16 protein-coding genes, 1 tRNA gene, 2 rRNA genes and 1 pseudogene are annotated in these 23,914 nt (G+C 41.5%); 11 read left to right on the forward strand and 9 right to left on the reverse strand.

Annotation, left to right across the window (positions count from 1 at the left end):
* Positions 1–116 precede the first annotated feature (116 nt).
* A 23S ribosomal RNA gene (locus MsAm2_RS01735) occupies positions 117–3,050 on the forward strand.
* Positions 3,051–3,202: 152 nt separating this feature from the next.
* A 5S ribosomal RNA gene (gene rrf, locus MsAm2_RS01740) occupies positions 3,203–3,324 on the forward strand.
* 622 nt (positions 3,325–3,946) lie between these two features.
* Here rrf and MsAm2_RS01745 read toward each other — a convergent pair.
* Positions 3,947–4,597, reverse strand: a complete 651-nt coding sequence (locus tag MsAm2_RS01745; RefSeq protein WP_338098098.1) for a GTP-binding protein — start codon at positions 4,595–4,597, stop codon at positions 3,947–3,949.
* A gap of 154 nt (positions 4,598–4,751) precedes the next feature.
* Here MsAm2_RS01745 and MsAm2_RS01750 point away from each other — a divergent pair.
* Positions 4,752–4,823, forward strand: a tRNA-Cys gene (locus tag MsAm2_RS01750).
* Positions 4,824–5,039: 216 nt separating this feature from the next.
* On the opposite strand, the gene MsAm2_RS01755 is transcribed toward MsAm2_RS01750, so the two are convergent.
* On the reverse strand, positions 5,040–6,434 hold the full coding sequence (locus MsAm2_RS01755; protein WP_338098099.1) for a right-handed parallel beta-helix repeat-containing protein: 1,395 nt from the start codon (positions 6,432–6,434) through the stop codon (positions 5,040–5,042).
* Between the two features lie 603 nt (positions 6,435–7,037).
* Entirely contained in the window at positions 7,038–8,450 is a 1,413-nt protein-coding gene (locus tag MsAm2_RS01760; RefSeq protein WP_338098100.1) for a right-handed parallel beta-helix repeat-containing protein, read from the reverse strand.
* A 722-nt stretch (positions 8,451–9,172) separates the two neighbouring features.
* Between MsAm2_RS01760 and MsAm2_RS01765 the strand changes: the two genes are divergently transcribed.
* Entirely contained in the window at positions 9,173–9,322 is a 150-nt protein-coding gene (locus MsAm2_RS01765) for a hypothetical protein (RefSeq protein WP_338098101.1), read from the forward strand.
* A 352-nt stretch (positions 9,323–9,674) separates the two neighbouring features.
* On the opposite strand, the gene MsAm2_RS01770 is transcribed toward MsAm2_RS01765, so the two are convergent.
* From MsAm2_RS01770 to MsAm2_RS01780, 3 genes are all read right to left on the reverse strand, one after another.
* Entirely contained in the window at positions 9,675–10,022 is a 348-nt protein-coding gene (locus MsAm2_RS01770; protein ID WP_338098102.1) for a nascent polypeptide-associated complex protein, read from the reverse strand.
* Positions 10,023–10,298: 276 nt separating this feature from the next.
* Positions 10,299–10,619 carry a HesB/IscA family protein gene (locus tag MsAm2_RS01775; protein ID WP_338098103.1) on the reverse strand — a complete coding sequence of 107 codons (321 nt, stop codon included), beginning with the start codon at positions 10,617–10,619 and terminating at the stop codon, positions 10,299–10,301.
* Positions 10,620–10,902: 283 nt separating this feature from the next.
* Positions 10,903–12,168 (reverse strand): hypothetical protein, encoded by a 1,266-nt coding sequence (locus MsAm2_RS01780; RefSeq protein WP_338098104.1) that lies wholly within the window; start codon positions 12,166–12,168, stop codon positions 10,903–10,905.
* Positions 12,169–12,476: 308 nt separating this feature from the next.
* Here MsAm2_RS01780 and MsAm2_RS01785 point away from each other — a divergent pair, with 308 nt between their 5' ends.
* The 4 genes and pseudogenes from MsAm2_RS01785 to MsAm2_RS01800 all read left to right on the forward strand — a co-directional run bounded on the left by MsAm2_RS01785 (position 12,477) and on the right by MsAm2_RS01800 (position 16,418).
* Entirely contained in the window at positions 12,477–13,232 is a 756-nt protein-coding gene (locus tag MsAm2_RS01785; RefSeq protein WP_338098105.1) for a mechanosensitive ion channel family protein, read from the forward strand.
* A 318-nt stretch (positions 13,233–13,550) separates the two neighbouring features.
* Positions 13,551–13,802: a 4Fe-4S dicluster domain-containing protein gene (locus MsAm2_RS01790; protein WP_338098106.1), complete on the forward strand. Its 252-nt coding sequence runs from the start codon at positions 13,551–13,553 to the stop codon at positions 13,800–13,802.
* Position 13,803: 1 nt separating this feature from the next.
* Positions 13,804–14,844: pseudogene (locus tag MsAm2_RS01795) on the forward strand (3-methyl-2-oxobutanoate dehydrogenase subunit VorB); the annotation flags it as partial.
* A 98-nt stretch (positions 14,845–14,942) separates the two neighbouring features.
* A complete protein-coding gene (locus MsAm2_RS01800; protein WP_338098107.1) occupies positions 14,943–16,418 on the forward strand; it encodes a 2-oxoacid:acceptor oxidoreductase family protein in 1,476 nt (491 codons plus the stop codon).
* 93 nt (positions 16,419–16,511) lie between these two features.
* Here MsAm2_RS01800 and MsAm2_RS01805 read toward each other — a convergent pair whose 3' ends face one another.
* Positions 16,512–16,652: a hypothetical protein gene (locus tag MsAm2_RS01805; RefSeq protein WP_338098109.1), complete on the reverse strand. Its 141-nt coding sequence runs from the start codon at positions 16,650–16,652 to the stop codon at positions 16,512–16,514.
* A gap of 38 nt (positions 16,653–16,690) precedes the next feature.
* On the opposite strand from MsAm2_RS01805, the gene MsAm2_RS01810 reads away from it, so the two are divergent.
* Both MsAm2_RS01810 and MsAm2_RS01815 read left to right on the forward strand, forming a co-directional pair.
* Positions 16,691–17,587, forward strand: coding sequence for a DMT family transporter (locus MsAm2_RS01810; protein WP_338098110.1), 897 nt, complete (start codon positions 16,691–16,693; stop codon positions 17,585–17,587).
* A gap of 106 nt (positions 17,588–17,693) precedes the next feature.
* Positions 17,694–18,284, forward strand: coding sequence for a CDP-2,3-bis-(O-geranylgeranyl)-sn-glycerol synthase (locus MsAm2_RS01815; protein ID WP_338098111.1), 591 nt, complete (start codon positions 17,694–17,696; stop codon positions 18,282–18,284).
* A 72-nt stretch (positions 18,285–18,356) separates the two neighbouring features.
* Here MsAm2_RS01815 and MsAm2_RS01820 read toward each other — a convergent pair whose 3' ends face one another.
* Positions 18,357–18,485, reverse strand: coding sequence for a hypothetical protein (locus tag MsAm2_RS01820; protein WP_338098112.1), 129 nt, complete (start codon positions 18,483–18,485; stop codon positions 18,357–18,359).
* Positions 18,486–18,953: 468 nt separating this feature from the next.
* On the opposite strand from MsAm2_RS01820, the gene MsAm2_RS01825 reads away from it, so the two are divergent.
* Positions 18,954–19,145: a hypothetical protein gene (locus tag MsAm2_RS01825; RefSeq protein WP_338098113.1), complete on the forward strand. Its 192-nt coding sequence runs from the start codon at positions 18,954–18,956 to the stop codon at positions 19,143–19,145.
* Positions 19,146–19,388: 243 nt separating this feature from the next.
* On the opposite strand, the gene MsAm2_RS01830 is transcribed toward MsAm2_RS01825, so the two are convergent.
* Positions 19,389–23,555: a cobaltochelatase subunit CobN gene (locus MsAm2_RS01830; RefSeq protein ID WP_338098114.1), complete on the reverse strand. Its 4,167-nt coding sequence runs from the start codon at positions 23,553–23,555 to the stop codon at positions 19,389–19,391.
* Positions 23,556–23,914: the final 359 nt, after the last annotated feature.

Below are 23,914 nucleotides of genomic sequence, written 5' to 3' on the forward strand. Positions count from 1 at the left end.
TGAGAGAAATTGTCCGGGAAAAATCTTTGAATAAAATTCTGACCAAATTTTAAAATTTGTGATGGTTTTGTTTTAAAGAATTAAACTTGGTTATATCAGACGCCTACTGAAAAAGTCGGTTTGTTTGGTGTAACGCCAACAGGTGGATGGCTGGGCTCAAGGGCTGATGAAGGACGTGCCAAGCTGCGAAAAGCTCAGGGTAGGCGCAAGGAGCCGATGAACCTGAGATTTCCGAATGGGAATCCCAATACATCAGTATTGACCAGTCATGGTCGGGAACGCCCCGAATTGAAACATCTTAGTAGGGGCAGGAAGAGAAATCAACAAGAGATGCCGTTAGTAAAGGCGATTGAAACCGGCAGAGTTCAAACTGAATCCGTTTTAGGAATAAGACGGAGATGTGGTTTACGGACGGCCTTATTTTTCCAATGTTATTCAGCCAAACTTGCCTGAAACGGCAGACCATAGAGTGTGATAGTCACGTCGGCGTCGAATAAAAGGAAAAAGGCCTGTTCCTGAGTAGCGTGGGTCGGAAATCTCGCGCGAATATGGGGGACACCAATCTCCAAAACTAAATACCTCTTGAGTCCGATAGCGAATTAGTAGGGTGACCGAACGCTGAAAAGTACCCCGAGAAGGGAGGTAAAAAGTGCCTGAAACCTGTTGGCTATGGAACGATATGGCGTGAAAGGATCTTTCTTGCGAAGGAGGAAGCCGTGAGGCTTTAGTACGTGCAAGACTGCCGGCGTCATATCTTACGTTTTGAAGAACGGGCCAGGGAGTTTATCTTGGTGGCGACGGCTAATTAATTTGTTTAAGAAGCCAAAGCGAAAGCAACATGTGCGCAATCGTAAGATGAGGCACGGCGTATACAAGTGCGCGGAGTCACCGGGATAAGACCCGAAGCCGGGCGATCTAGGCGTGGGCAGGTTGAAGCGTAGCGAAAGCCGCGTGGAGGACCGCAAGTGGTATTGATCTGCAAATCATTCACGTGACCCACGTCTCGGAGTGAAATGCTAATCTAGCCCGGCATCCGCTGGTTCCCTCCGAAACATGTCGCAGCATGACCTGACCTGAGGTCGTTGGTGGAGTAGAGCACTGATTGGGGAATCCGGGGAAGAAATTCTTCGCTCCCCTGTCAAACTCCAAACCCACCCACACCGTAGACGGTCGGAGTCCGCACTGCTGGGGTAAGCTTGTAGTGCGTAAGGGAGACAACCCTGCCCATGGTTAAGGTCCCGAAGTGTCGGCTCAGTGTAAACACTAAAGGGCGTCCCAAGCCCAAAACAGCTGGAAGGTTAGCTTAGAAGCAGCTACCCTTTAAAGAGTTCGTAACAGATCACCAGTCGAGGTTTGGGGCCCCGAAAATTGACGGGGCTTAAGCCGACCACCGATACCATGGAGTACCGTTTAGGTAATCTTGTAGGAGGGCGTTGCGTTCGGGCAGAAGCGGGGCCGTGAGGTCCCGTGGACCGTTCGCAAACGAAAATCCTGGTAATAGTAGCAGCATAGTCAAGTGAAAATCTTGACCGCCGAAGGGGCCAGGTTTCCTCGGCAATGATCATCAGCCGAGGGTTAGTCGGTCCTAAGGTGCACCGTAACACGAGTGCATCGAATTGGGAAACAGGTTAATATTCCTGTACCTTTGACAAATATATCCTGACGCTTAAGGGCAGGCCGGGCGGCGTTGTCGCGCCGTCTAATCATCTAAACTTATGGAGAGCCGTCATGGCGAGAAGTGAGCGAATATGTTATGGCGAAAGCCGGCTGCACCCATGAGCCCGTGAAAAGGGTGTCAAATGACCGTACCAAGATCTGACACAGGTGCCCCTAGCTGAAAAGGCTTAGGCGTGACGGAGTAATTCGGTTTAGGGAATTCGGCAAATTAGCTCCGTAACTTCGGGAGAAGGAGTGCCTGCTGTGAAGACAGCAGGTCGCAGTGACCAGGGAGCTCCAACTGTCTAATATCAACATAGGAGATCGCAAACCCGTAAGGGTGAGTACGATCTCTGAATCCTGCTCAGTGCAGGTACCTCAACCTCCGGTTCAACGGAACGAAGGGCCTGTAAACAGCGGGGGTAACTATGACCCTCTTAAGGTAGCGTAGTACCTTGTCGCTTAATTGGCGACTTGCATGAATGGATCAATGAGAGCTCTACTGTCCCAAACCGGAATCCGGTGAAGCTTACTTTCATGTGCACAGTCATGAGACTTCCGGGGGGAAGTGAAGACCCCATGGAGCTTTACTGCAGCCTGTCGCTGAATTGTGATTTCGAATGTACAGTGTAGGTAGGAGGCGTCGAAGCGTGTGCGCCAGCATACGTGGAGCCGAAAGTGGGACACTACCCTTTTGGAATTACGATTCTCACTCTCTTACGAGAGGACCCCGATTGGTGGGCAGTTTGCCTGGGGCGGGACGCCCTTGAAAAGATATCGAGGGTGCGCAATGGTTGACTCAAGTGGGTCGGAAACTCACTGAAGAGTGCAAGAGCATAAGTCAGCCTGACGTTATTCCGCACAACAAGGAATGACGAGACGAAAGTCGGTTCTAGCGAACTTTTGAGCCCGCTTGGTGCGGGCCAAAAACTACAGAAAAGTTACCCTGGGGATAATTGTGTCGTTGCCGGCAAGAGTACATATCGACCCGGCAGCTTGCTACTTCGATGTCGGTTCTTTCCATCCTGGCTGTGCAGCAGCAGCCAAGGGTGAGGTTGTTCGCCTATTAAAGGAGATCGTGAGCTGGGTTTAGACCGTCGTGAGACAGGTTGGTTACTATCTACCGGAAGTGCCCGATGTCTGAGGGTAAGTTGCTTTTAGTACGAGAGGAACAGAGCAACGGCGCCACTGGTCTACCTGTTGTCTGACAAGGCACCGCAGGGCAGCTACGCGCCAATGAATAAGAGCTGAACGCATCTAAGCTCGAAATCACACTCAAAAAGAGACATCAATAAGGACACTCATAAAAGATGAGGTCAATAGAAACGGGATGTAAGCATCAAGGCAACGAGGTGTTCAGTCCGCGTTTACTAATTGTCCGTACCGGCAAACCGAGTTTTTCAGGCGATATCTGAAAATATGACCAAGGCAATTAAAAATAAAAATAGTTCCCGAAAAATAATAGTTTCAATCCAAATACATGACATTCATGCCAAAACGTTTAAATCCGTTTTATTCATTAATCCATTCCACTTAAAGCGAGGTCTTTGGCGGCCATAGCGGCGGGGAAACTCCTGTACCCATACCGAACACAGAAGATAAGCCCGCCGGCGTTCTTTACTGTACTGAAGTGTGCGAGCCTTCGGGAAATACTGATCGCTGCCAAAGGCCTTTCTTTATCTTTAATTCAACTTTTTCATTTTTTTATCAATGAATGCTTTCTCTTCTATTTTTTATCAATAAATTTCCTCTCTCTATTTTTCTCTGATTTCTGAGATTTTTCCGTTTCTCTTTTTTTGTGCTTATTCGTCCGGACGGGCGGCGCCGGGAAGGGGATCGGTCCGTTTTTGAAAGGACTTTTTCAGGAAGAAATTCTTGGGCATTTTTCCAGTTCACATGGATTCATTTTTTAATTTTTTGATTCATATGCGAAAACGGGGGGCATTTTTTAATTCTTAGGCTATGTGCAAGTGTTTGGGATGAACTCTCTCTATCAATCTTATTTTTACACAAAGCATAACGCCATTTCAGACGCATGGCGTCTGAAATGGCGGAGATTCAATAGAATGAAAGCAGCAATAGATTGGACAAAAATGAAAATGATGTCGCAAGCAAGAGGAAACTAAAATAAGTGCATCCATAATATTTCGCATGTAAAATAAGAATCAAATAAAAGAAAAGTGAAAAGAATATAAAAGAAAAAAGAAAGAAAATAAAAAAATCTAAAAAGAAGGGCATCCATAAAAAAGTGAAAAGAAAATGAAAAAGCCTTTTTCTCTTCTCTTTTTTCTTATGGTTGGGTTGGTTTTAATTTTTGCTGATTATTTTTCAAAATTTCAATTATTCTATTCATTCCGTCCTCGTTTTTGCAGGTATTTGTCAAAATAACCGCCTTTGGATTGATTTGAGATACACTCTCTTGAATCATGTTTTTAGTTGCGGGATCAATCAAATCCGTTTTATTCAATACAACCACTTCAGATACTTGAATTTGGTCAAATGCCATTTTTTTCTTTTCTTTGACATTTTTAAAGAAGCGGGCACAATCTACAAACGTAATCAGCGGTGCAAAATCAAAACCATCCATTTCATCTAAACCGCTTCCGCAGGCTTTGGTCGCCGCCAGGTTTAATTCTTCCCGAACAACAAGCGGCGATACATTTTCTTTCGGCTCAATGAATAAAATTTCCGGATGGGCTTTCTCAATCAATTGCGCAACCGACGTCGTAATCGCCGCCTTTAAATTACACGTTACACAGGCCATAGTCACTTCCTGCGTTTTCACATCATAATTCAAAAGATCGCCCTCCATCTCAATTTCGCCAACTTCGTTGATGAGAACGGCGACTTTTTTTCCGGCTTTTGCAAAATATTTTCCCAAGGATTGAATAGCGGTTGTCTTTCCGCTTCCTAAAAAACCACCGATAATTATTATTTTCATGCTGCATGCTTCTTATTTTTAATTTTTGATTTTTCAACAAGTTTTATTTTTTCTTTTTCTTCTTTATTCATTTTTATTTCATTTAATCTTTTCATTACCGCATATTTTAAATAAAAGAAAAGCCACTAGTTCAATCCTCAAATTACATCATTGTGCCAACGTGGCAGAGCGGCTATGCGTTCGCCTGCAGAGCGAATATATTTCGGTTCGAATCCGGACGTTGGCTTGAGAACAAAACGAATAAACGGCGCCGAAAGGCGCCGTTTGTTTTTAATTCTTCTGTTTTATTTCATTTTTTTAAAGAATTAAAAAAGATTAGAAGAGGGCTTTTTTATTCAACCTTCTTCAATTCATTTCTTGCATTTTTCTTTTTCTCATTATCTTTTTTGTTTTTTTATTTTTTGATTTCTTTTTACTCTTTCTCGTTACCGATCACGTTTTCTTAGTTTTTTAATCCGGGATCTTTGGGTTTTAAGTTATAATATGCGTATACGGCTGCCGCGACAATCAGGATGAAGATTGCGATAGATGTCGGAATCTTTTTCCCATACGTACTCCATTTGGTTTTAGAATTCACCGAAGAATTATCCTCACTTTCCTGATTTGCTGCGCTTGGCAAACTTGTGCTTGATTCAGATATATTGCTTCCAAATTCATTTTCTTTACCATTTTCCGGAGTTGTATTATTTTTGGAATCATCCGACGGATCATTTTCGGTCATTTCTTCTAAAACCGTATCAAAAACAGCGGCTTTTCCAAACCCGCCGCTTGAACTTATCTCTTCAATGTCAATGATGACATCATCGTCACCTATGCCGCCGCCCTCTCCCAACGTCTCAATAATTCTGGCCTCTTCATGAAGGATGAGTTCTATATTTTCGGGATCGACGAAATCTTCAATGAAATAAGTTCCGGGCGGAACGTATATTTTGTTTCCTCCATTGAAGTTGGTTTTTCCCAAAATCCCGCTTAAAATTTGACCGCTTTCTTCGGCACCATTGGTTGGATTCAATATGTGATATTTTTTCACAATCAGCTTCCCCGAATTCCAAATCCCGTTATCGTTTGAAATCAAAATAGAGTCGTTCAAAATATCAATTCCGGCCGGCCCGTTTACATTTTCAAGAACCAAATCTGTCGTATTAGTCAAATTATATTCTTCTAAGATAATCATCAGTTCTTCGGAATTAACCACTCCGGTAAAATTAACCTTGTCCGTTCCGATATCCGCATCATTTCCAAACTCTTGATTGTTGACATTTATTCCTCCCCATGAGTTATTTTCAGTCGTTCCGGTGACTGTTAAGTTAATTCCTTGGGCAATTGTAATCCCAAAGCCGCCATTGTCTTTCGCCGTTAAGTTTGTAAAAGAAGAATCTACGACACGATTGAAGTCAAACGCCGTTTTTACCATGTTGATGGCGGTGACATTATCAAAAATAAGTCCTGAGGTCGTTCGCGCTCGAAATCCGTAGTCTGCAATTCCGTTTCCATCCAAGGTGACATTTTTAATGACTGTATTGTTTCCGGTAATCTGAAAACCATTACTTTTAGAGGTTAATTGAATGACTGGCACCTCTCCGGGGATGTTTGTCACAGTGATTCCATCTCTACTGATTAGATATTGAGAAATAGTGTATGTTCCATTGACAAGATAAATCGTTGAGCCGGCAAGGGCTTTTGTCAACGTCTCATTCAATAATTCCATATTTTCAATTCGAATATGGTCGGATTCGTCGGGAGTCCAGCCACTTAAATCCTCATTCGCTGAAATAATATAGGGATTTTCCGGGCTCCCGTCTCCATCAAGAGCAGCAGCCGTTTCGGTTAATATCAAAATGGTCAACCAAAATAAAAAAGCGAATCTTATTCGTTTTTTTGTCATATCCAATTCTCCGTTTTGTCATTCGTTCATTTTTATTTTCATCATTTATTTTTATCAAATTATTTTAAAAAAAATCACAAGCTAATTATGGAGCCTGCTAATCTCAAAAACAAAATATAGATTCAAAAATATATATAATTAATTTAATAGTATTTATTGTATAGTCTGTATATTTATAATAGCTTTGTATCGTCAGATTATTTTTAAAAATCGGCAAATGATTATGAAAAAAAAGATATGTAAAAAATAAATGCAAAAATGATGGCAAAAATAAATGCAAAAATGGTGGCAAAAATGATGGCAAAAATAAATGCAAAAATAAATGCAAAAATGATGGCAAAAATAAATGTAAAAATAAATGCAAAAATAATGTAAAATTTATTGTAAAAATATTAGAAAATGATGTAGAATAAATCCTCTTAACTCATCTTGACCCTTAAAAAATAATGAATAAAATATAATAAATAAAAACTGAAAAATGTAAAAAACTGTAAATTTTTAAAAAATAGAAAAAGGAAAAGGGAATCAAAATCCCCTTTTTCCGTTACATTTTGGTTATGGGTTTTTGGGTTTGTAGACGTAATAGTAGTAATATCCGCCTGCTGCCGCAATGATGACCACGGCACCAACCGCAATTATCCACCAGTATTGATCCCACCAGCTTTCGGAACCACTGGGAGTTGATGTGTTATTTGTGTTACTTGTGTTGTTGGTTGTGTTCGACATGTTTGTTGGTGGAACCGTATTGTTTGTGGTGTTGTTCGCCGGCGTCATGTTAGACGTGTTGGTCGGAGCGGTGTCTAAAACCGTCGCCTGTCCGAATCCGCCGCCTGAACTGCCGCTGCTTTGAGTCGGTGTCACGGTGACACCTTCTTCCGTAATGATGACGCCTTCTCCCGGGGTTAATGTGCCGACAATGGTTGGGTTACCGGTGCCGACTAATGTCACGTTAGACGACACAGTCACATTTCCGACATTGTACGTTCCTGGCGGAAGGTCGATTTCATTTCCGTCGAGGGATTCATTTAAAATATCACTTAAAATTTGGCCGTTTTGGTCGGCGGAATTGCTTTGGTTGAGCAGATACAATTTTGCAAATATAGGCGGTGTCGAACTGTCAATTCCGGTTGGGTCCATATTTGAAACAATGATGGATTCGCTGGGAATGTCCACGCCGGTCGGTCCGGTCAAATTCGAGCGCACCAGATTCGGAAGCGTTGTATTGTATTCTTCAACGATGACCGGAAGTCCTTCCATTGGGATGATGCCTGAGACATTGATTGCAGTAATTCCGATATTATCGGCGTCTCCGAATTCCTTATTGTTGATGTTAAGTCCACCCCACGTGTTGTTTTCCGTGGTTCCGGAAACCGTTACATTTGAACCCTGAGTTATTGTAATCCCAAAACCGCCATTGTTTCGGGCGGTTAAGTTTGTGAATGAAGAATCGGTGTTTCGGCTGATATCAAATGCGGTTTTGACCATGTTGATTGCAGTGACATTATCAAATGTTGTGTTGACCGTGTGCTGGATTCTAAATCCATAGTTGGCAACATTCGTTCCGTCTAATGTGACATTTTTGATGGTTGTGTTATTCCTTTGAATTTTAAAACCGTCAGTTGCAGCGGTTAATTGAATAATCGGAAGGGCCATGGAGTCAGCATTGGTGACCGTCAATCCGTCCTGGGTGTTGATCACATACTGATTAGCTAGGTAGTTTCCGGAAACTAAAAGAATGGTGGTGTTCACGGCAGAGGCATTCAAAACCTCATCCAATAATATAAAATTTTCCACCCGAATAAAATCTCCATCCATCTGGGTCCACGAAGATAAATCCGTATCGGACACTTCAACAACATAAGGATCTCCGGAAGTTCCCGTTCCGCTGAACGCAACGGCTGTTCCGAGCAGTGCGATAAACGTTAAGAGTAAAAGTAAAAAAATAGTTGTCATCCGTCTTTTTGTCAAATTATTCCTCCTATCGAAAACTTTTGAATTATATCTTTAATTTTATATTTATGACATAATTCAGCTCCAAAATATTATAATTTAAAATATATATAGTTATTCAAATAAAATATATATACGGCTTTTTCGACATTTAAAGCGTAATTTTTTTGGTTTTAAATAGAATTGAGAAACAACAGCAACAGACTTAATTTATAAACGGTAACGGTAGACTAAAACAAAACAATGCGGCAGCAAAATTGCAAATATAGGAGCAGATCGCAGCAAACTAAAAAGTAAGCAGTGTGGCAAATTAAAACCGTAAGCAGTGCGGCAAACTAAAAAGTAAGCAGTGTGGCAAATTAAAACCGTAAGCAGTGCGGCAAACTAAAAAGTAAGCAGTGCGGCAAACTAAAACTGTAAGCAGTGCGGCAAACTAAAAAGTAAGCAGTGCGGCAAACTAAAAAGTAAGCAGTGTGGCAAATTAAAACCGTAAGCAGTGCGGCAAACTAAAAAGTAAGCAGTGCGGCAAACTAAAAAGTAAGCAGTGTGGCAAATTAAAACCGTAAGCAGTGCGGCAAACTAAAACTGTAAGCAGTGCGGCAAACTAAAAAGTAAGCAGTGCGGCAAACTAAAAAGTAAGCAGTGTGGCAAATTAAAACCGTAAGCAGTGCGGCAAACTAAAAAGTAAGCAGTGTGGCAAATTAAAACCGTAAGCAGTGCGGCAAACTAAAAAGTAAGCAGTGCGGCAAATTAAAACCGTAAGCAGTGTGGCAAACTGTAACAATTCCGCAGTCATGCATTTTACCATCTATCTTTTCATAACAATCCGAGAAATTCGGACGCGGTACGCGTCCGAATTTTCGGGAGGGCTTACTTGGATGGAAGAATAGGAATTGTTTTCAATTTTTTTGCGACCGGGGGGAGCATTCTCAAAGTGAATTTGGTGGTAAGTGGTTTCCCTGCCTTTTGAAAAATTCCGAAGCGCAGCGGAGGAATTTTTGCGTCCGAATTTTCGAGGGGGCTTGCATATTTTTTTGAGGTTGTTTTTTCAGGTTTGCATTTTTTAAGGTGGCCATCGGTTCATATTTTTTAAAAACCCGGTCCATTTTTTTGAGTGATTTTAAAAAATATGTTGCCATAACGCGCGCGGCGACAAACGTACAAAAAGCAAAAGAAAATAAAAGAATAAAGAAAAAAAAGAATAAATGAAAATAAACGAAAAAAAGAATAAAAGAAAAGATTTTAAGAAGCTAAAGACAAAATGGCTTCCGCTAAATCTCCGTTGGAGGCTTTCAAAGCCTCACGGGCTTTTTCTTCAGAAACGCCGGTTTGCTCGCAAACGAGCCGGATATCCTCTTCCGTAATCGCAAGGGCTTTGGGAACTTTTTTCACGTTTCCGTTGATTTGATATGTGTCGACTCCCTGAGCTCTCATTATAGATACTGACGGGTTTTCAATAATAATGTCGCCATCTGTTGTTTTAATAATCACTTGTTCGGCATTTTCAATTTCAACCATGTCAATGCCAAGCTGTTTCATCATTCCCTGCATCTTTTTGGGGTTCATACCGCGGCCCATTCCCGGAAACATATTTCAAACCTCTTTTTCTCTTCAAAACATCTTAAATAATTTAAATAAAATTTTTTAAAATAGAATAAAAACGTGATTGATTAATTTTGTCTAAAATATAAAAGCCATTCGCTTTTCTTGAAAAATAATACTAATGAAATTGTAAAAAATGAAGTCGTAAAAATAATGAAATTGTAACAAATGAAAACTAAATATGTAAAAAAGGGAAAAAAGCGGAAAAAAAATATTTCTTTTTCCGTTTTTTCTTTTTCATTTTCGTCTTTTTATGTTTTTTAATTAATGGCAGCCGGCGCAACCGCCGCCGCATTTGAGCGCGGACGGGTCTTCGATAATGAATCCGGTTCCCATCTCATTGTCAATGTAATCAATCACTAAATTTTCAATGGTGGTTTCGAGTTCACTTTCGTAGACAAAGTTCACACCGTTAATGATTGCGGTTTTGTCATCTTTTCCGATTTCATTGTCCAATGACAATCCGTAGGATGGTCCGCTGCATCCGAGACCGGCGATAAAAACACGCAGGTAATGATCTTTTTTATTTTGCTCTTCCAAAACCCCGTTTAAAGCCGTAATTGCTTCATCTGTTATCGTAATCATAATTTAACCTCTACTGTTTATTTTATAATATGTTTTCTATTTTATAAGTCCCTTAATCTTCTTGCGGATATAAAATGTTTCCGACGTTTGGCACGCATAGATTCGCTGCTTTTCAATTTATTTAATTATTTATTTGATTATTTTAGTTTTAAATTTTCTATTTGTTATATTTCATCATAGGTGATTTAACTTTTTTTAAATCAGTAAAACAAGTTAACGCATGAAATAGGATATAAACCTTTCAGCGCCAACTTTTTCTTTGCATTTTAATCTCATGGGCAGATTAAACAAATTCGGCACCGTCATCGGCCGGATTTGTCAATTGTTGGGAATTGTAGGCGTTGATTTCGATACAATCCTTTTTTCCCTTGACTTCCCAAACGGATGCGAAAACTTGAGTGATTTTGATGTCAAAATCCTTTTCCAGCGGCTTAAATGTTTTGTTTTGATAAATCACGGATTGAGCATCGGTGTTGTTTGTTTTCACTTGTTTTGTGTTTTCCAAAATGAGTTTTTCCAAAATTTTGGCACGGATTTCTTCTTTTGTCACTTTCGCTTGCTTTAAAACATAATCAATGTCGGGAATTTCCGTCTGCTCGCTGATTTCCCCCAGTTCAATAGAATCCTCAAATCCAGTCACCGCATTGTAAATTCCATCTCCCGACGCCGCCATTTTGATGTGTTCGGTTCCCATTTTACGGTCCACCGCCAGAGTATAGGAATATTTCCAGTACGGTACAAATTTCAAAATCACATCTTTAACTTCACCGAATGTGGATTTTCCGATGGCGACCGCCCGCTCAATCGGCATGTTTAAGCGTGACGCCCGAACCGCGATGATCTCTGTCCGCAGGGTTTTGAATTTATCATCAACCGGCACTGTTTCTTTGGGTTTTGTTTCCGGCTTTTTGGGTTCGGCAATAATATATTCCGAAGCTTCCGGCTTTGTTTCCGGTCTTGTCTCTTGCTTTGAAACTTTTATCTCTTCTCTTTCTTTTTCTTCCTCGATTCCCGCCAAAAATGAACTTGGAAATCCGCTGACATCAGCCGACACATATTTTTTTTCCGCCGGTGAAAAAATATCGGTTTCAGAGTCCTCAAATTCCGGTTTTACAGGACTGTTCGGATTTTTGGAGTGAGCAAAGGCACTGATGGGGTCAAAATTTTTTTTTTGGTCCACCATAGATTCAATACAATAGCTGCCGACAATCATCTCTAAAGTTTCCCGGCTCAAATTGGTCACCATGAACGCGCCCACTTTTTTTGCCAGCTCATCCCGATCCCAAATGACAACACCGGTGTCCTGTGCATATCTTTGAACGGTTTCATCGCCGCCTTTAATTCTTTTGGTCGTGATGTACAAGCTGTTTTTTCCATTGGACTGCTGCGTAAACCGCTCCAAAGTATCCAGATTTCCGTCCATATCACATTTGACCCAAATTTCATAATCCTGCCGTTTTCCGACAATGTCACAAAAGGCGCCCTCTTCTGTTTTATACCCATATGATCTAAACATTTCGACCAAAAGTTGAACAAGTTCCTGCTTCATGTTATCTGTATCCGTTATCAAAAAATTAAGTTTAATTTGTTATAACTTGAATATAATATTATCGAATCTAATATTCTCAAATCCGCTTTAATAGGTTTCGTTTGCAAATACATTACGGAGATGTTATATATTTTGAATTGATACAATTCTCATTCATTCCCGCACGGATTTATAAAAAATTTTAACCTAAAAAACAAGTCCGGTCGAGTGAAAATTGAATATTTATCGAGGATTATTTATCGAGGATTATTTATCACGGAATATTTATCGAGGATTATTTATAGAGGAATATTTGTCGAGGTCTTCTTATGCTTGAATTTTTAGAAACTCCGATTCCTTATACGGATTTAGTTGTTGCAGATTTTGTGTTTGCGCTTATTGTTTTGATTGCGGGTTTCATTATTGCCCGTGTCATTATCAGCATCTTTAAAAGGTCGGCCGGAAAAACCCGGCTGCCGGAATTAATTGTTGCGCTTTTGGTTCAATTGCTGACGATTCTTTTGTATGTCGGTATTTTACTGGCGGTTGTGAGTACGCTTGGCGTTTCCGTCAGTTCCGTAATTTTGGGACTTTCGGCAGTAATCGGTCTCATTTTGGGGTTTGGCCTTCAAGACACTTTGAACAATTTGGCGGCCGGCATTTGGATTGCGGTTTTGGGACCCTTTAAAGTCAACGACAACGTGACCATCGCCGGACAAAACGGCGCGGTGAAAACCATCGGTATTATGGCCACAGAATTGGTGACGGCAGACAATGTTTTCATTATGATCCCAAATAAAATGATTTGGAACAGTCCGATTATCAATGCCACCAAGCTTCCAACCCGTCGCTTTGATTTGACCATGACATTTAAATTGGTCAACAATTCCGAAGGAACCATAAAGGCGGTCATGGATGTTCTCAACAAAAATCCGGCAATATTGAAAATTCCGGAGCCGAAGATTTACATTTCCAATATTACCGACGCTTCCGTCGACCTTCAAATTAGAGCATGGGTTTCTTACGAAAATTATGCGACGATTGTCAACATTTTAAAAGAAGAATTGTTGATCGAATTTGAATAATTCTGTAAATTAAAAAAAGTAAAAACAAAGATGAACAAGATCATCTTTGTTTTTCGTATTTTTTATTTTTCATATTTTTATTTTTCATATTTTTATTTTTCATATTTTTATTTTTCGTGTTTTTGTTTTTTCTTCGTTCTTTTTTTGTTTTTTTTGACGCCACTCGGAATGCGTTATGGCGACACATTTTTTGAAAAAGTAATCAAAAAACAGCGAGTCGGTTTTTCCATCACCTTCATTAATTATAAATAGGGTGATTTCACCATTAAGGTCTAATCTTGTATGAAATTACGCTTTTGATTAAAAAGGAGTCTGTAAATGTCGGAAATAAAAGAAAAAAACGCACCGTATCCGGTCATCAACGCACTGGAATGCAAATCGTGCGGAAGGTGTGTTTTTGATTGCCCGAAAGGGGTTTTAAAAATCGGGACGGTTCTTAACGCACGCGGATACGCGCCGGTCGTGTATGCCGGCACCGGTTGCATCGGATGCGCGAACTGCTATTACACCTGTCCGGAACCGCTTGCGATTGAAGTTCACATTCCCGCAAAAACAAAAACGGAGGCTTAAAATGACTGTTCAATTGATTAAAGGAAACACCGCCGTCGTTATCGGGGCCATGTATGCCGGCTGTGACTGCTATTTTGGATACCCGATCACACCCGCCAGCGAAATTTTGCATGAGGCCTCCAAATATTTCCCCATGGCCGGCCGCAAATTCGTGCAGGCCGAATCCGAAGAAGCCGCAATCAACATGGTTTACGGCGCCGCCGCCACAGGACACCGCGTCATGACGGCGTCATCCGGTCCCGGAATGAGTTTGAAACAAGAAGGAATTTCCTATCTTGCCGGCGCGGAATTGCCTTGCGTGATTGTAGACATTCAGCGGGCCGGTCCCGGTCTTGGAAATATCGGACCCGAACAAGCCGACTACAACCAAATTGTCAAAGGCGGCGGACATGGGAACTACAAAAATATTGTTCTGGCACCGAATTCCGTCCAAGAAATGTGCGATCTCACCATAAAAGGATTTGATTTGGCATTTAAATACAGAAATCCGGTTATTGTTCTGGCCGATGGAGTTTTGGGACAAATGATGGAACCGCTCGTTTTCCCCAAAAATGCGACCATGCCGGAAATTGACAATACGTGGGCTGTTTCCGGGAACCGTGAAACAAAAAAGAACCTGGTGACTTCCATTTTCCTTGATTTTGACCAGCTGGAAGCGTTTAACAACAAACTCATGAAAAAGTATCAAACCGTTTGTGAAAACGAACCGCTGTACGAAGAATATCATACAGAAGACGCCGACATTATTTTGGTGTCCTATGGAATCAGCAGCCGGATCTCAAAAAGCGCAGTTGATCTCGCCCGACAAAATGGAATCAAAGCCGGTCTGTTCCGCCCGATTACGCTCTTTCCCTTCCCGGAAAAAAGGCTCAATGAAATCGCAGATCGGGAATGCACGTTTTTGGCGGTGGAAATGAGTTCCGGGCAAATGCGGGATGATGTGATGCTGGCCATTCGGTGCAAGCGCGATGTGGAACTTGCGAACCGGATGGGCGGAAACATCATCGAAATTGAAAAATTGATTCAAAAAATCAAAGAAATTAATCAAAAACAAAAAACCGCAAAAACAACAACCGGAACAACAACCGGAACAACAATAGGAACAACAACAGGAACAACAAAAAAGCCGGAGGAAAAATAATGGCTGGAGAAATCGTAAATACCCCTCATGTTTCGAAAACCGCAATAAGTGCCGAAAAAGTCTTTAAAAAACCGGCCAGCATGAATGATATCTTTAAACGAAAAGGTGGCGCCGCTCCGACGGCAACCCATTACTGTCCGGGATGCGGACACGGCGTCATTCACAAACTCATCGGAGAAGCCATCGACAACTTGGAAATTCAAGACCGCTGCGTTCTCATCAGCCCGGTCGGTTGCTCTGTTTTCGCGTACTACTATTTTGATTTTGGAAACATTCAAACCGCACACGGTCGGGCACCCGCGGTTGGAACCGGAATTTCCCGGGCACAAGACAATACGGTCGTGATTTCCTATCAGGGAGACGGTGATTTGGCGTCCATCGGACTCAATGAAACCATTCAGGCCGCCAACCGCGGTGAAAAAATGGTGGTTTTTTTCGTGAACAACACCGTTTACGGAATGACCGGCGGGCAGATGGCGCCGACAACGTTGATTGGCGAAAAAACCGTGACGTGTCAAGATGGGCGCGACCCGAATTTTTCCGGCTATCCGCTTCACATGTGTGAAATTCTGAGTAACCTTCAGGCTCCTGTATTTATTGAGCGCGTGTCGGTGTCCGATGCCAAACACATCAAAAAAGCAAAAATCGCGATTAAAAAAGCGCTTGAAATTCAGCGCGACGGCAAAGGATACGCTTTTGTTGAAATCCTCTCCGGCTGCCCGAACAACTTAAAACAAGACGCGAAACTTTCCGTGGAATTCATCAATGAGCAGATGGAAAAAGAGTATCCGCTCGGTAATTTCCGTGACCGTTCCGCTGACACGTGTCCGATGATTCGTCCGGACAGCGACTTTTCCACGCAAAAGTTGTTGGAAATCTTTGGGACATCCGATGCCGCTGATACAAAAACAGATTCGTCCGATTTTGAAAATTGTGCCGTAAAAATTGCTGGTTTTGGCGGACAGGGTGTTTTATCGATGGGAATTATTATGGCGGAGGCCGGGTGTGCCGGCGGGAAAAACGTGTCGTGGTATCCGTCGTACGGACCCGAGCAGCGTGGCGGAACATCCAACTGTTCCGTTGTTTTGTCCAAAACACCGATCGGATCCCCGGTGGTGTATGAGCCCGACATTTTAGTGGCGCTTAACCGCCCGTCGCTGGACAAATTCGCAAAAAGCGTCAAATCCGGGGGATATTTGCTTTACGATTCCTCCATCACCGGCTTTGAACCGCCAAAAGGCGTTACGGTCATTGAGGTTCCCGCTCTTGAAATCGCAACGGCCGGCGGCTCTCAAAAAGCGGTCAACACCGCGATGCTGGGGGTCATTATGGAAATCGGAACAACCGGACTTTCAAAGATGGATTTTGAAAACGCTGTCCGTTCCGCATTTTCCGACAAACCGAAACTGGTGGATTTGAACTTAAATGTTTTAAAAGCCGGTGCCCGCTGGGCAAAAGAGAATTTGAAAAAATAATTCGTATTCAATTATTAAGATAACAATAATTGAATATGAAAAAAGAAATGTTGGAAAAACAATATTGAAATGACCGGTATTGAAAAAAAAGTTTTAAAATTCCGCTTTATGCGGAATTTTTTTATACCGAATTTGGATTAAAACGCTCATCCACCGTATCTTTGGATTAAAACGCTCATCCACCGCATCTTTGGACAAACGCTCATTAATCGTATCTTTGGAAAAACCGCACATCAGATAAAAGTTGACCGCATTGAAAAATCGTGAATTTTATGACCACCCAAAAGAAAGCCGATCTTCTTATGTTTTTGGTCGTCTTTTTTTGGGGTTTGTCTTACCTTTTTACAAAAGCGGGTATTGAGGCTCTTCCGATTTTTAATTTTATCGCGCTTCGGTTTGGCTTAGGGTTTATTGTCGCAGCCCTTGTCTTTTCCAAACATTTTTTTAAAATCAATTCCAAAACCATCCGGTGCGGTGTTATTTTAGGATTTTTGCTTTTCCTGACGCTGGCCGGCGTCAACTACGGCATCCAACACACCACTATTTCTAATGTCGGATTTTTGGGAAGTTTGACGGTCATTTTTGTCCCGATTTTTTCCTCCCTCATCTACAAAAAAATTCCGGAAAAAAAGATTATTATTGCCAGCATTTTCGCAACGGTCGGAATCGCTCTCATGACTTTGGAAGGCAGCCTAGGCGTCGGCATCGGCGATTTGATTTGCGTCCTTGCGGCGGTCGTCTATTCCTTCCATATTTTGATTTCCAAGCGGTTTGTGGACAGCGACGGCGTTGATTCTCTTAATTTGGGAATTATTCAGCTCGGGTTCACATCCATTTTCGGGCTTGTTTTGTCTTTGCTTTTGGAGGACCCGTTTATCCCAACGGAAATAAATTTGTGGGTTCCGATCATCTTTTTGGGACTTTTTTGCAGCGCGTTTGGTTTTGTCGCGCAAACTGTCGCTCAAAAATACACCACGCCATCCCATATCGGACTTATTTTTGCGTTGGAACCGGTTTTTGCCGCCATATTCGCGTACTTTTTTGCGGGAGAACATCTCCTTCCGATTCAATATGCCGGTGCGGCAGTTGTTTTTTTCAGCGTGATTTTTGCGGAACTGATGCCGGATAAAAAGAAAAAACCGGGGGAATCGGACGAGATTCATGTTTAAATTGTCTGCTCTGTTATGACGGAAAAATAAACATTAAATAAACGAAAGAGCAATAAAGCACGAAAGATATTTTACAAAAAAATAGAAAATTATAAAGAGGAGTCATATGTTTCTTGAAATTGTTACGGCGGTCGTTGTCGGCCTTTGGATTATGCTTCCTGCGTATTTGCCCAATTCTTTTGCCGCTCTTCTCGGAGGCGGGCGCCCGATTGACGGCGGAAAAAAATTAAAAGACGGGCGCCGGATTTTAGGTGACGGAAAAACCTGGCGCGGGTTTTTTGCGGGAACTTTTTTGGGATTCTTGGTCGGAATCATTGAAATTTTCCTTCTCAAAATGGGATTTAATTTCTTTGGGATCGCCCTTCCGGGTTTTTCCGCAACCGGAATTCCGGACGCTTTGGACTTGTCCGCCTGCGTCGCGATTTTGTCGCTTGCGGTCGGCGCGCTTCTCGGCGACATGGCTTTTAGTTTTATCAAAAGACGGATTGGAATGCCGCGCGGGTCATCTTTTCCAATTGTGGACCAATACGATTTCCTCATCGGCGCGTTTTTGTTGACTATGCTGACGTCTTGGACTTGGTTCTTTGAAACGCTGGCGCTTTGGCCGCTCATTGCGGTTTTAATCATTACGCCGGTTTTGCATTTGGGGACAAATATTATCGGATATAAACTTGGAATAAAAAATGAGCCGTGGTAAGGAGAATTCTTTGATTTTTAAAACAAATTCAACAAAACAATCCGGCTCAAAATCGGTCGATTTTGACCGGATTTAAAACGATTTTATCCATCCTTTTTCCATTTTTTCTTTTTTTCTTCCTTTTTTCTTCCTTTTTCCATTTTTCCTTTTTTCTTCCTTTTTCCTTTTTTCCTTTTTTCCTTTTTTTCTTCCTTTTTCCATTTTTCCTTTTTCCTTTTTTTTCTTTGTAAAAACCGCAAATAACGATTTGAGAATACCTTATTCAATTAATTTTTCCGGAAAATATTTGAGAGATGCGAAATTCAAAGTAAACAATTTTTATTGATTTAAAACTATTTTGAATATTTTTTAACTCAGAATGATTGGAATAAAATAATAATCTTATTTACAACATGCAATGCCATCAATATTATACTCATATATACAATATAATATTAAAAAACAAAAATTTATTATCATTCAATCAATTATACTTTATTAAAATTAAAAAAACGAAAATACATATATAATACTAAAATTATATTTCATTGTCTTCCGGATTTCTTCCTTTTGCCGGCCGGGAAGTTGCCGTAGCGCTGAAATGGGGCACGCTATTGGTAAACTATTAACCTTTATGGAGGAAAAAAAATGATTTCTAAAAAAACATGCACCTCAGCAATAATCGGTATCTTGCTGGCTACAGTTCTTTTGTTCGCCTCTCCGGCTTTGGCGGAGGATAATGTGTCAACCAATGATGAAAGCATAACGTCTATGAAAAACCCCTTTTACTGGGTGATTCTCGGCATCATTGGGGCCATTGTAACAATCATAATCATGGCTGGTTACGTATGGTATGACATTCGGTATGATAAATTGCTTTAAAAAACAATCAATTTTAGAAATTTAAACCGGCCGGGTTCGGCCGGTCAACCTGTTTCACCCCCCTTGGATCCTTTTTCCGATAACGATTAGGCTATCGGAAAAATAGAATCCTCGAGTTTGTTTTGATTCTTATTCTTTTGATTTCTATTCAATTTTGATTCTTATTCTTTTGATTTCTATTCAATTTTGATTCTTATTCTTTTGATTTCTATTCAATTTTGATTTTTATTTATTTTTCAATTCTCAGACTCCTTTTTTCCGGTACCCGTAAAAAACGGCTCCAATCAACAAAATAACAAGAGCGATAGCAATGGCGCTGGATGATGAAACCGACGGATTGGAAATAAAGTCCCTCACTGCCGAAGCCGTACTTCCGATGGATTGAGAAATCATTTCGTAGCCGGTTACTTGAGATACCCCTGCTGGTGTACTGTCTTTTCCATAGCCGGATCCCGAATTTTCAGATTCCGTCAAAGACGTGGCATTGGAGGTGTTGTCTGACGTGTTGTTTTCACTCGAATTGACGATTTTGGCGGTTCCGGTTCCGGAGCCGGATGATTGGGCGGAACTCGGGTTCAATGATGGGTTGTAGCTTTTGTCAAGCGCGATGTTGACCGTATCCACATATTCCCGTTTCATTTCCTCCGGCAAATCAAGGGCCATTAACCCGTTCATAATCCGGTTGTTGAAATTCATATTGCTGCACGTGTGGTGGCAGCAAACGACACCATTCAGGACCGTTTGTTGAACATATTCCTGCTGCAATTGCTTAAGCTGGTCGGCGGTCGGTTCCCACTGACCGTTGTAAGCGGCATTCAGAAGGCTGCCAACCATGGATTGGTAGGCGTACGGATTGGACGATTTCAGGAAATCGGAAACCCCCTGATTGGTCGAATCATTGACATAAATGTCATTGAGTTTTGACCAAGTATCGCCGGTGACTAAACCCGGCATCGTCATATCCCAAACTCCCAGCGCGCCAAACATTTCTTCCATGTGTGTTGTTCCGGCGTATCCGGAATTCATCATGCCTTCAATCCATTTCGGGTTAAAAGCTCTCGAATTCAATTCGGCGTTGAGGAATTCTCCCAAAGATTCAACACCTTCTCCGCCATTTCTTTGGTTGTTGATGTACATGTCCGCATTTCCGCCGGATTTTGTAATGGCCGCCGCAAGACCGCCAAAGTAAGACGCCACCATCGGATGGTCCAAAAGTCCGTAAACGTTGGAACTTCTGGAGAAAACACCCATCTCCACCTTTTTCAGATTCTGCGTCAAAACTTCCGGCACCGGAATGCCCCATTGTGTGACAACTTTGCCATCGACACGCAAGTCATTTCCATCTTTATCGTACGTCAGGTTGACGCCGTAAGCATAACTCATTCGTTCGATGTAGAGGTCAGCGGCCGTTGTTGTATTTTCAAGATCGCTTCCGGCCAAATTTTCAATTCCGGGGGTGTATTCTCCCGGCGGCGGACCAAAAACGCGGGCCGTTGAGATTTCTTTGGCAAACGTCGAATTGTATCCTTTGGCGATGAGTGCACTTTCGATCTCATTTGAATTTATTTTCACGTAATTTGGCTGGCCTTTGTCAGGAGCGTTGGCTGCGAGTTTTGCAGCATCATTGATTAAGAGAACCTGCTGACTGTAAACATCGCGGTAAGACCCGGATGTTTCAACAACAATATCAACGCGCGGCTTATTCCATCCAGCAATTAACTGAACGCCAGTGACACGATTGGTGCCGGAGCCACTGGTCGCCCAGACCGGCTCAACTCCCATCAAATAGAAAATTTCTGATTCGGATGTTCCTTTATTGCGCGTTGTTTCAATAGCCCATAAAAGGAAAGCTACTTTTTCAGGATATTTTCCGGCACCGTTTTTCTCTTGATAAATTTCAATGAGCTTGCCGGTTAAATTTTTTCCAATTTTCCACGCATCGTCTGTTGGAATATAGCGAGAATCGTTCTGAACCGGATTTTTACCGGTTGGAAGAACTTCCGGTTTATACACAGGATCTCCGGTTGAACCAATCGGAATGGATTTCCCACTCAAAGCCCTGAGCAAATTTGTCATTTCATCCGTGGATTTATTTAACAAATTTTTAGCTTCCTCAGTTGAAATTCCTGAATTTTGAATATGAATCGCCTCAGCCATCAGATCCAATTCACTGTATGTCTTTCCGGAAATTAATGTGTCTGATGGGGGTTTTCCAAAGATGTGATCCCCATATGGAATATAACTTCCTTTAATTCCACGAAGATGTTTTTCAATAATTTCAAGATCTTGATTAATTTTCACAGCGTCGCTCTTATCACTTTCCCAATTAATTCCAAGGCTTGTCGAAAATCCAAGTTCATTGCAATAATCAATAATTGAATCCAACGTTTCAGCCTTAACAGAGTCATCTGCAGTTGTTTTGTATTCACCGATCTTAAATTCGAGCGTTGAAAGATTGCCATAAAGACCGGATGGTGTTAAAACCGGTGTCAAAAAGTTGACAATCGCCATATTTGCCCGCCTTTTATCGGTGAGTCCGGTAGAATCCACCGGCAGAGGATGAATAATCGGCATATCACCAATCATAATCGCTGTCCAGTCTTTGGCAGAAAGTCCGGCTTGTTTTCCCGGCATCACCGCTAAATTGGTCCAAATTGGAACCATGGCATCCGCATTGTATTGAGATGCATTTCCGAAATAGTAATACATGGCAAGAGCTTGGTGAGTTGGCGGATAATTTCCGTTACGTGACAAGGCATCTTGGCTTTGGTCACGGCCACGAAGCGGTGTCGGAGTCAGAACAACATTTCCAAATTTCAATGCCGGAATCACGAAATATTTTCCGGACGAATTTTCATAAACCATGATATCTCCGGGAGGTGCGCCCCAAACCGATTCAACGGCCGCTTTTTGAGAAGAATCCAATGTGTTATAAAACGCCAGATAATCATTTAGGGGAAGCATAATGGCATACCCATCTTCCGCCATTTTTTGAAGCTGACCTGGTGCCCAAGTTCCGACATTGTATCCGTATTTTGTCATCTGTTCGATCAATTCGCCTTTGGAAGGAAGTTCATCATTTCCTAAATTATATCCGGCCGTTTTCAAGGCTTTTAAAATTTCAAGAATGCTTCCGGGTCCATCCAAATAATAATCCGGGTCCGCGCCGATGTTGGCTTTTCCGGCTTCGGCGGCATAATAAGGTATTACAATTTTTTTCTCGTTGTTGCTCTTGTTTCCAAGTTCCGCCCATGAGATCGCACGTTTGACCATCCAATCCGCTTGGTAGTCAATCGGCATGTTGTATCCGAATTCATCTTTTCCCGCAATAACGATCGGTTCAATCATGCCATCCATCTCAGCAAAAGCCAATTGATACAACTGGTCTGAAAAAACACCCTGATCTGAATTTTCCCAATCGGATTGCGTTTTGCCGGAATATAATTGGACCCCGTTTAAAATCGGAACGCCGAGTGCTTCTAATTCTTGTTGTCCAAGGTCTCCGTTTGAGGAGAATAAACGCCCGCCGCGTGATAAAGCAATCGCAGCGTCAATGACAACTTCGTAATTTGTGTCGCTTCCGGTCTCTGTAATTATCATAAAATTTTCTTTATTTTCATTTGGTTTTGATCCAGTTGCGGCTGCCATGACATATGTTCCGACAATGACATTGTATCCTTGATTTTCAATTTCGCGAACCAAATAATCAATAATCGGTCCGTCCCGTGAAACATCCTTCAAGGACGTGGAAGGAATAACACCGATTGTCGGCTTATCAGGGTCATAAACATGTAAATTTCCGTCACGGGTGCTATCGGCATACCATGTCAAATATTCGGAAACATTGTCGAAAAGGTAAGGATTAGAAGAAGACCATTTGTCAGGGTGATAAATTCCATAAATTGATTTTGCAACCGGAACGGGAACGGGGCCTTCGTAATGACCCGTTTTTTTGGCAAGGTAGAGAAGGGCAATTTCCATATTGTCAACGCCCAAATAAACAAAGCATTCTGTATAATTTGTGGAACCATCGACTAAAGACAGAGTTGAAGTTACGGACGGAGTTGAAACCGCAGCCACTTTAAAATTTAAGTTTTGAGCCTTTGCGGCATCCAATTTTGGCTCCAGCCGGCTGACAACGGTTTGTTCGACGTGGTTGAATAAAACAACATCATATGCTGTTAGATCCCAATCACTGACGTCTGTTGTCATTGATGCAATTTTGCAAGTCAAGTTGACATGAGTCGCTACGGTCACATTATTCATTGCAGATTCCATCAAAACAATGTTACTTTGTCCGGAAGGGAGATAAAGAATTTCAAGTTTTTCCGGCGGTGCCGGGTCCGCATTCACCGGAATCATAGATCCCAGTAAAAGAAATAAGATAAGCAAAACGAATATTTTTTTCATATGTATGAATCCCCTATTAATGTTTTTTAATGTTTTTTAATATTTTCGATCTTTTTTCATTTTTTGTTGAGTTTTGTGAAATTATTTTTTAAGAACATTCTTTTTTAATAAAATTATATTTAGCACGTGGTTGTTTGATATCTTTTTATTATCTATAAAAAAACAACCATACTTGTGTATAAATCCTCTTTAAGAATATATACCTGAGTTTTTAGATTATACATGTAATCAAAAAAGATATCATATCAAAAAATGTAAAAATAAAAATGAACAAATCCAAAAATCAATAAAATCGACCTGCCGATTTTATTAATTTTTAAGAATTTGTTGCCATAACCGTGGGCGCTTGCCAAAAAAAA

This window comes from Methanolapillus ohkumae (assembly GCF_032594355.1).
Taxonomy (GTDB): Archaea; Halobacteriota; Methanosarcinia; order Methanosarcinales; family Methanosarcinaceae; genus Methanolapillus; species Methanolapillus ohkumae.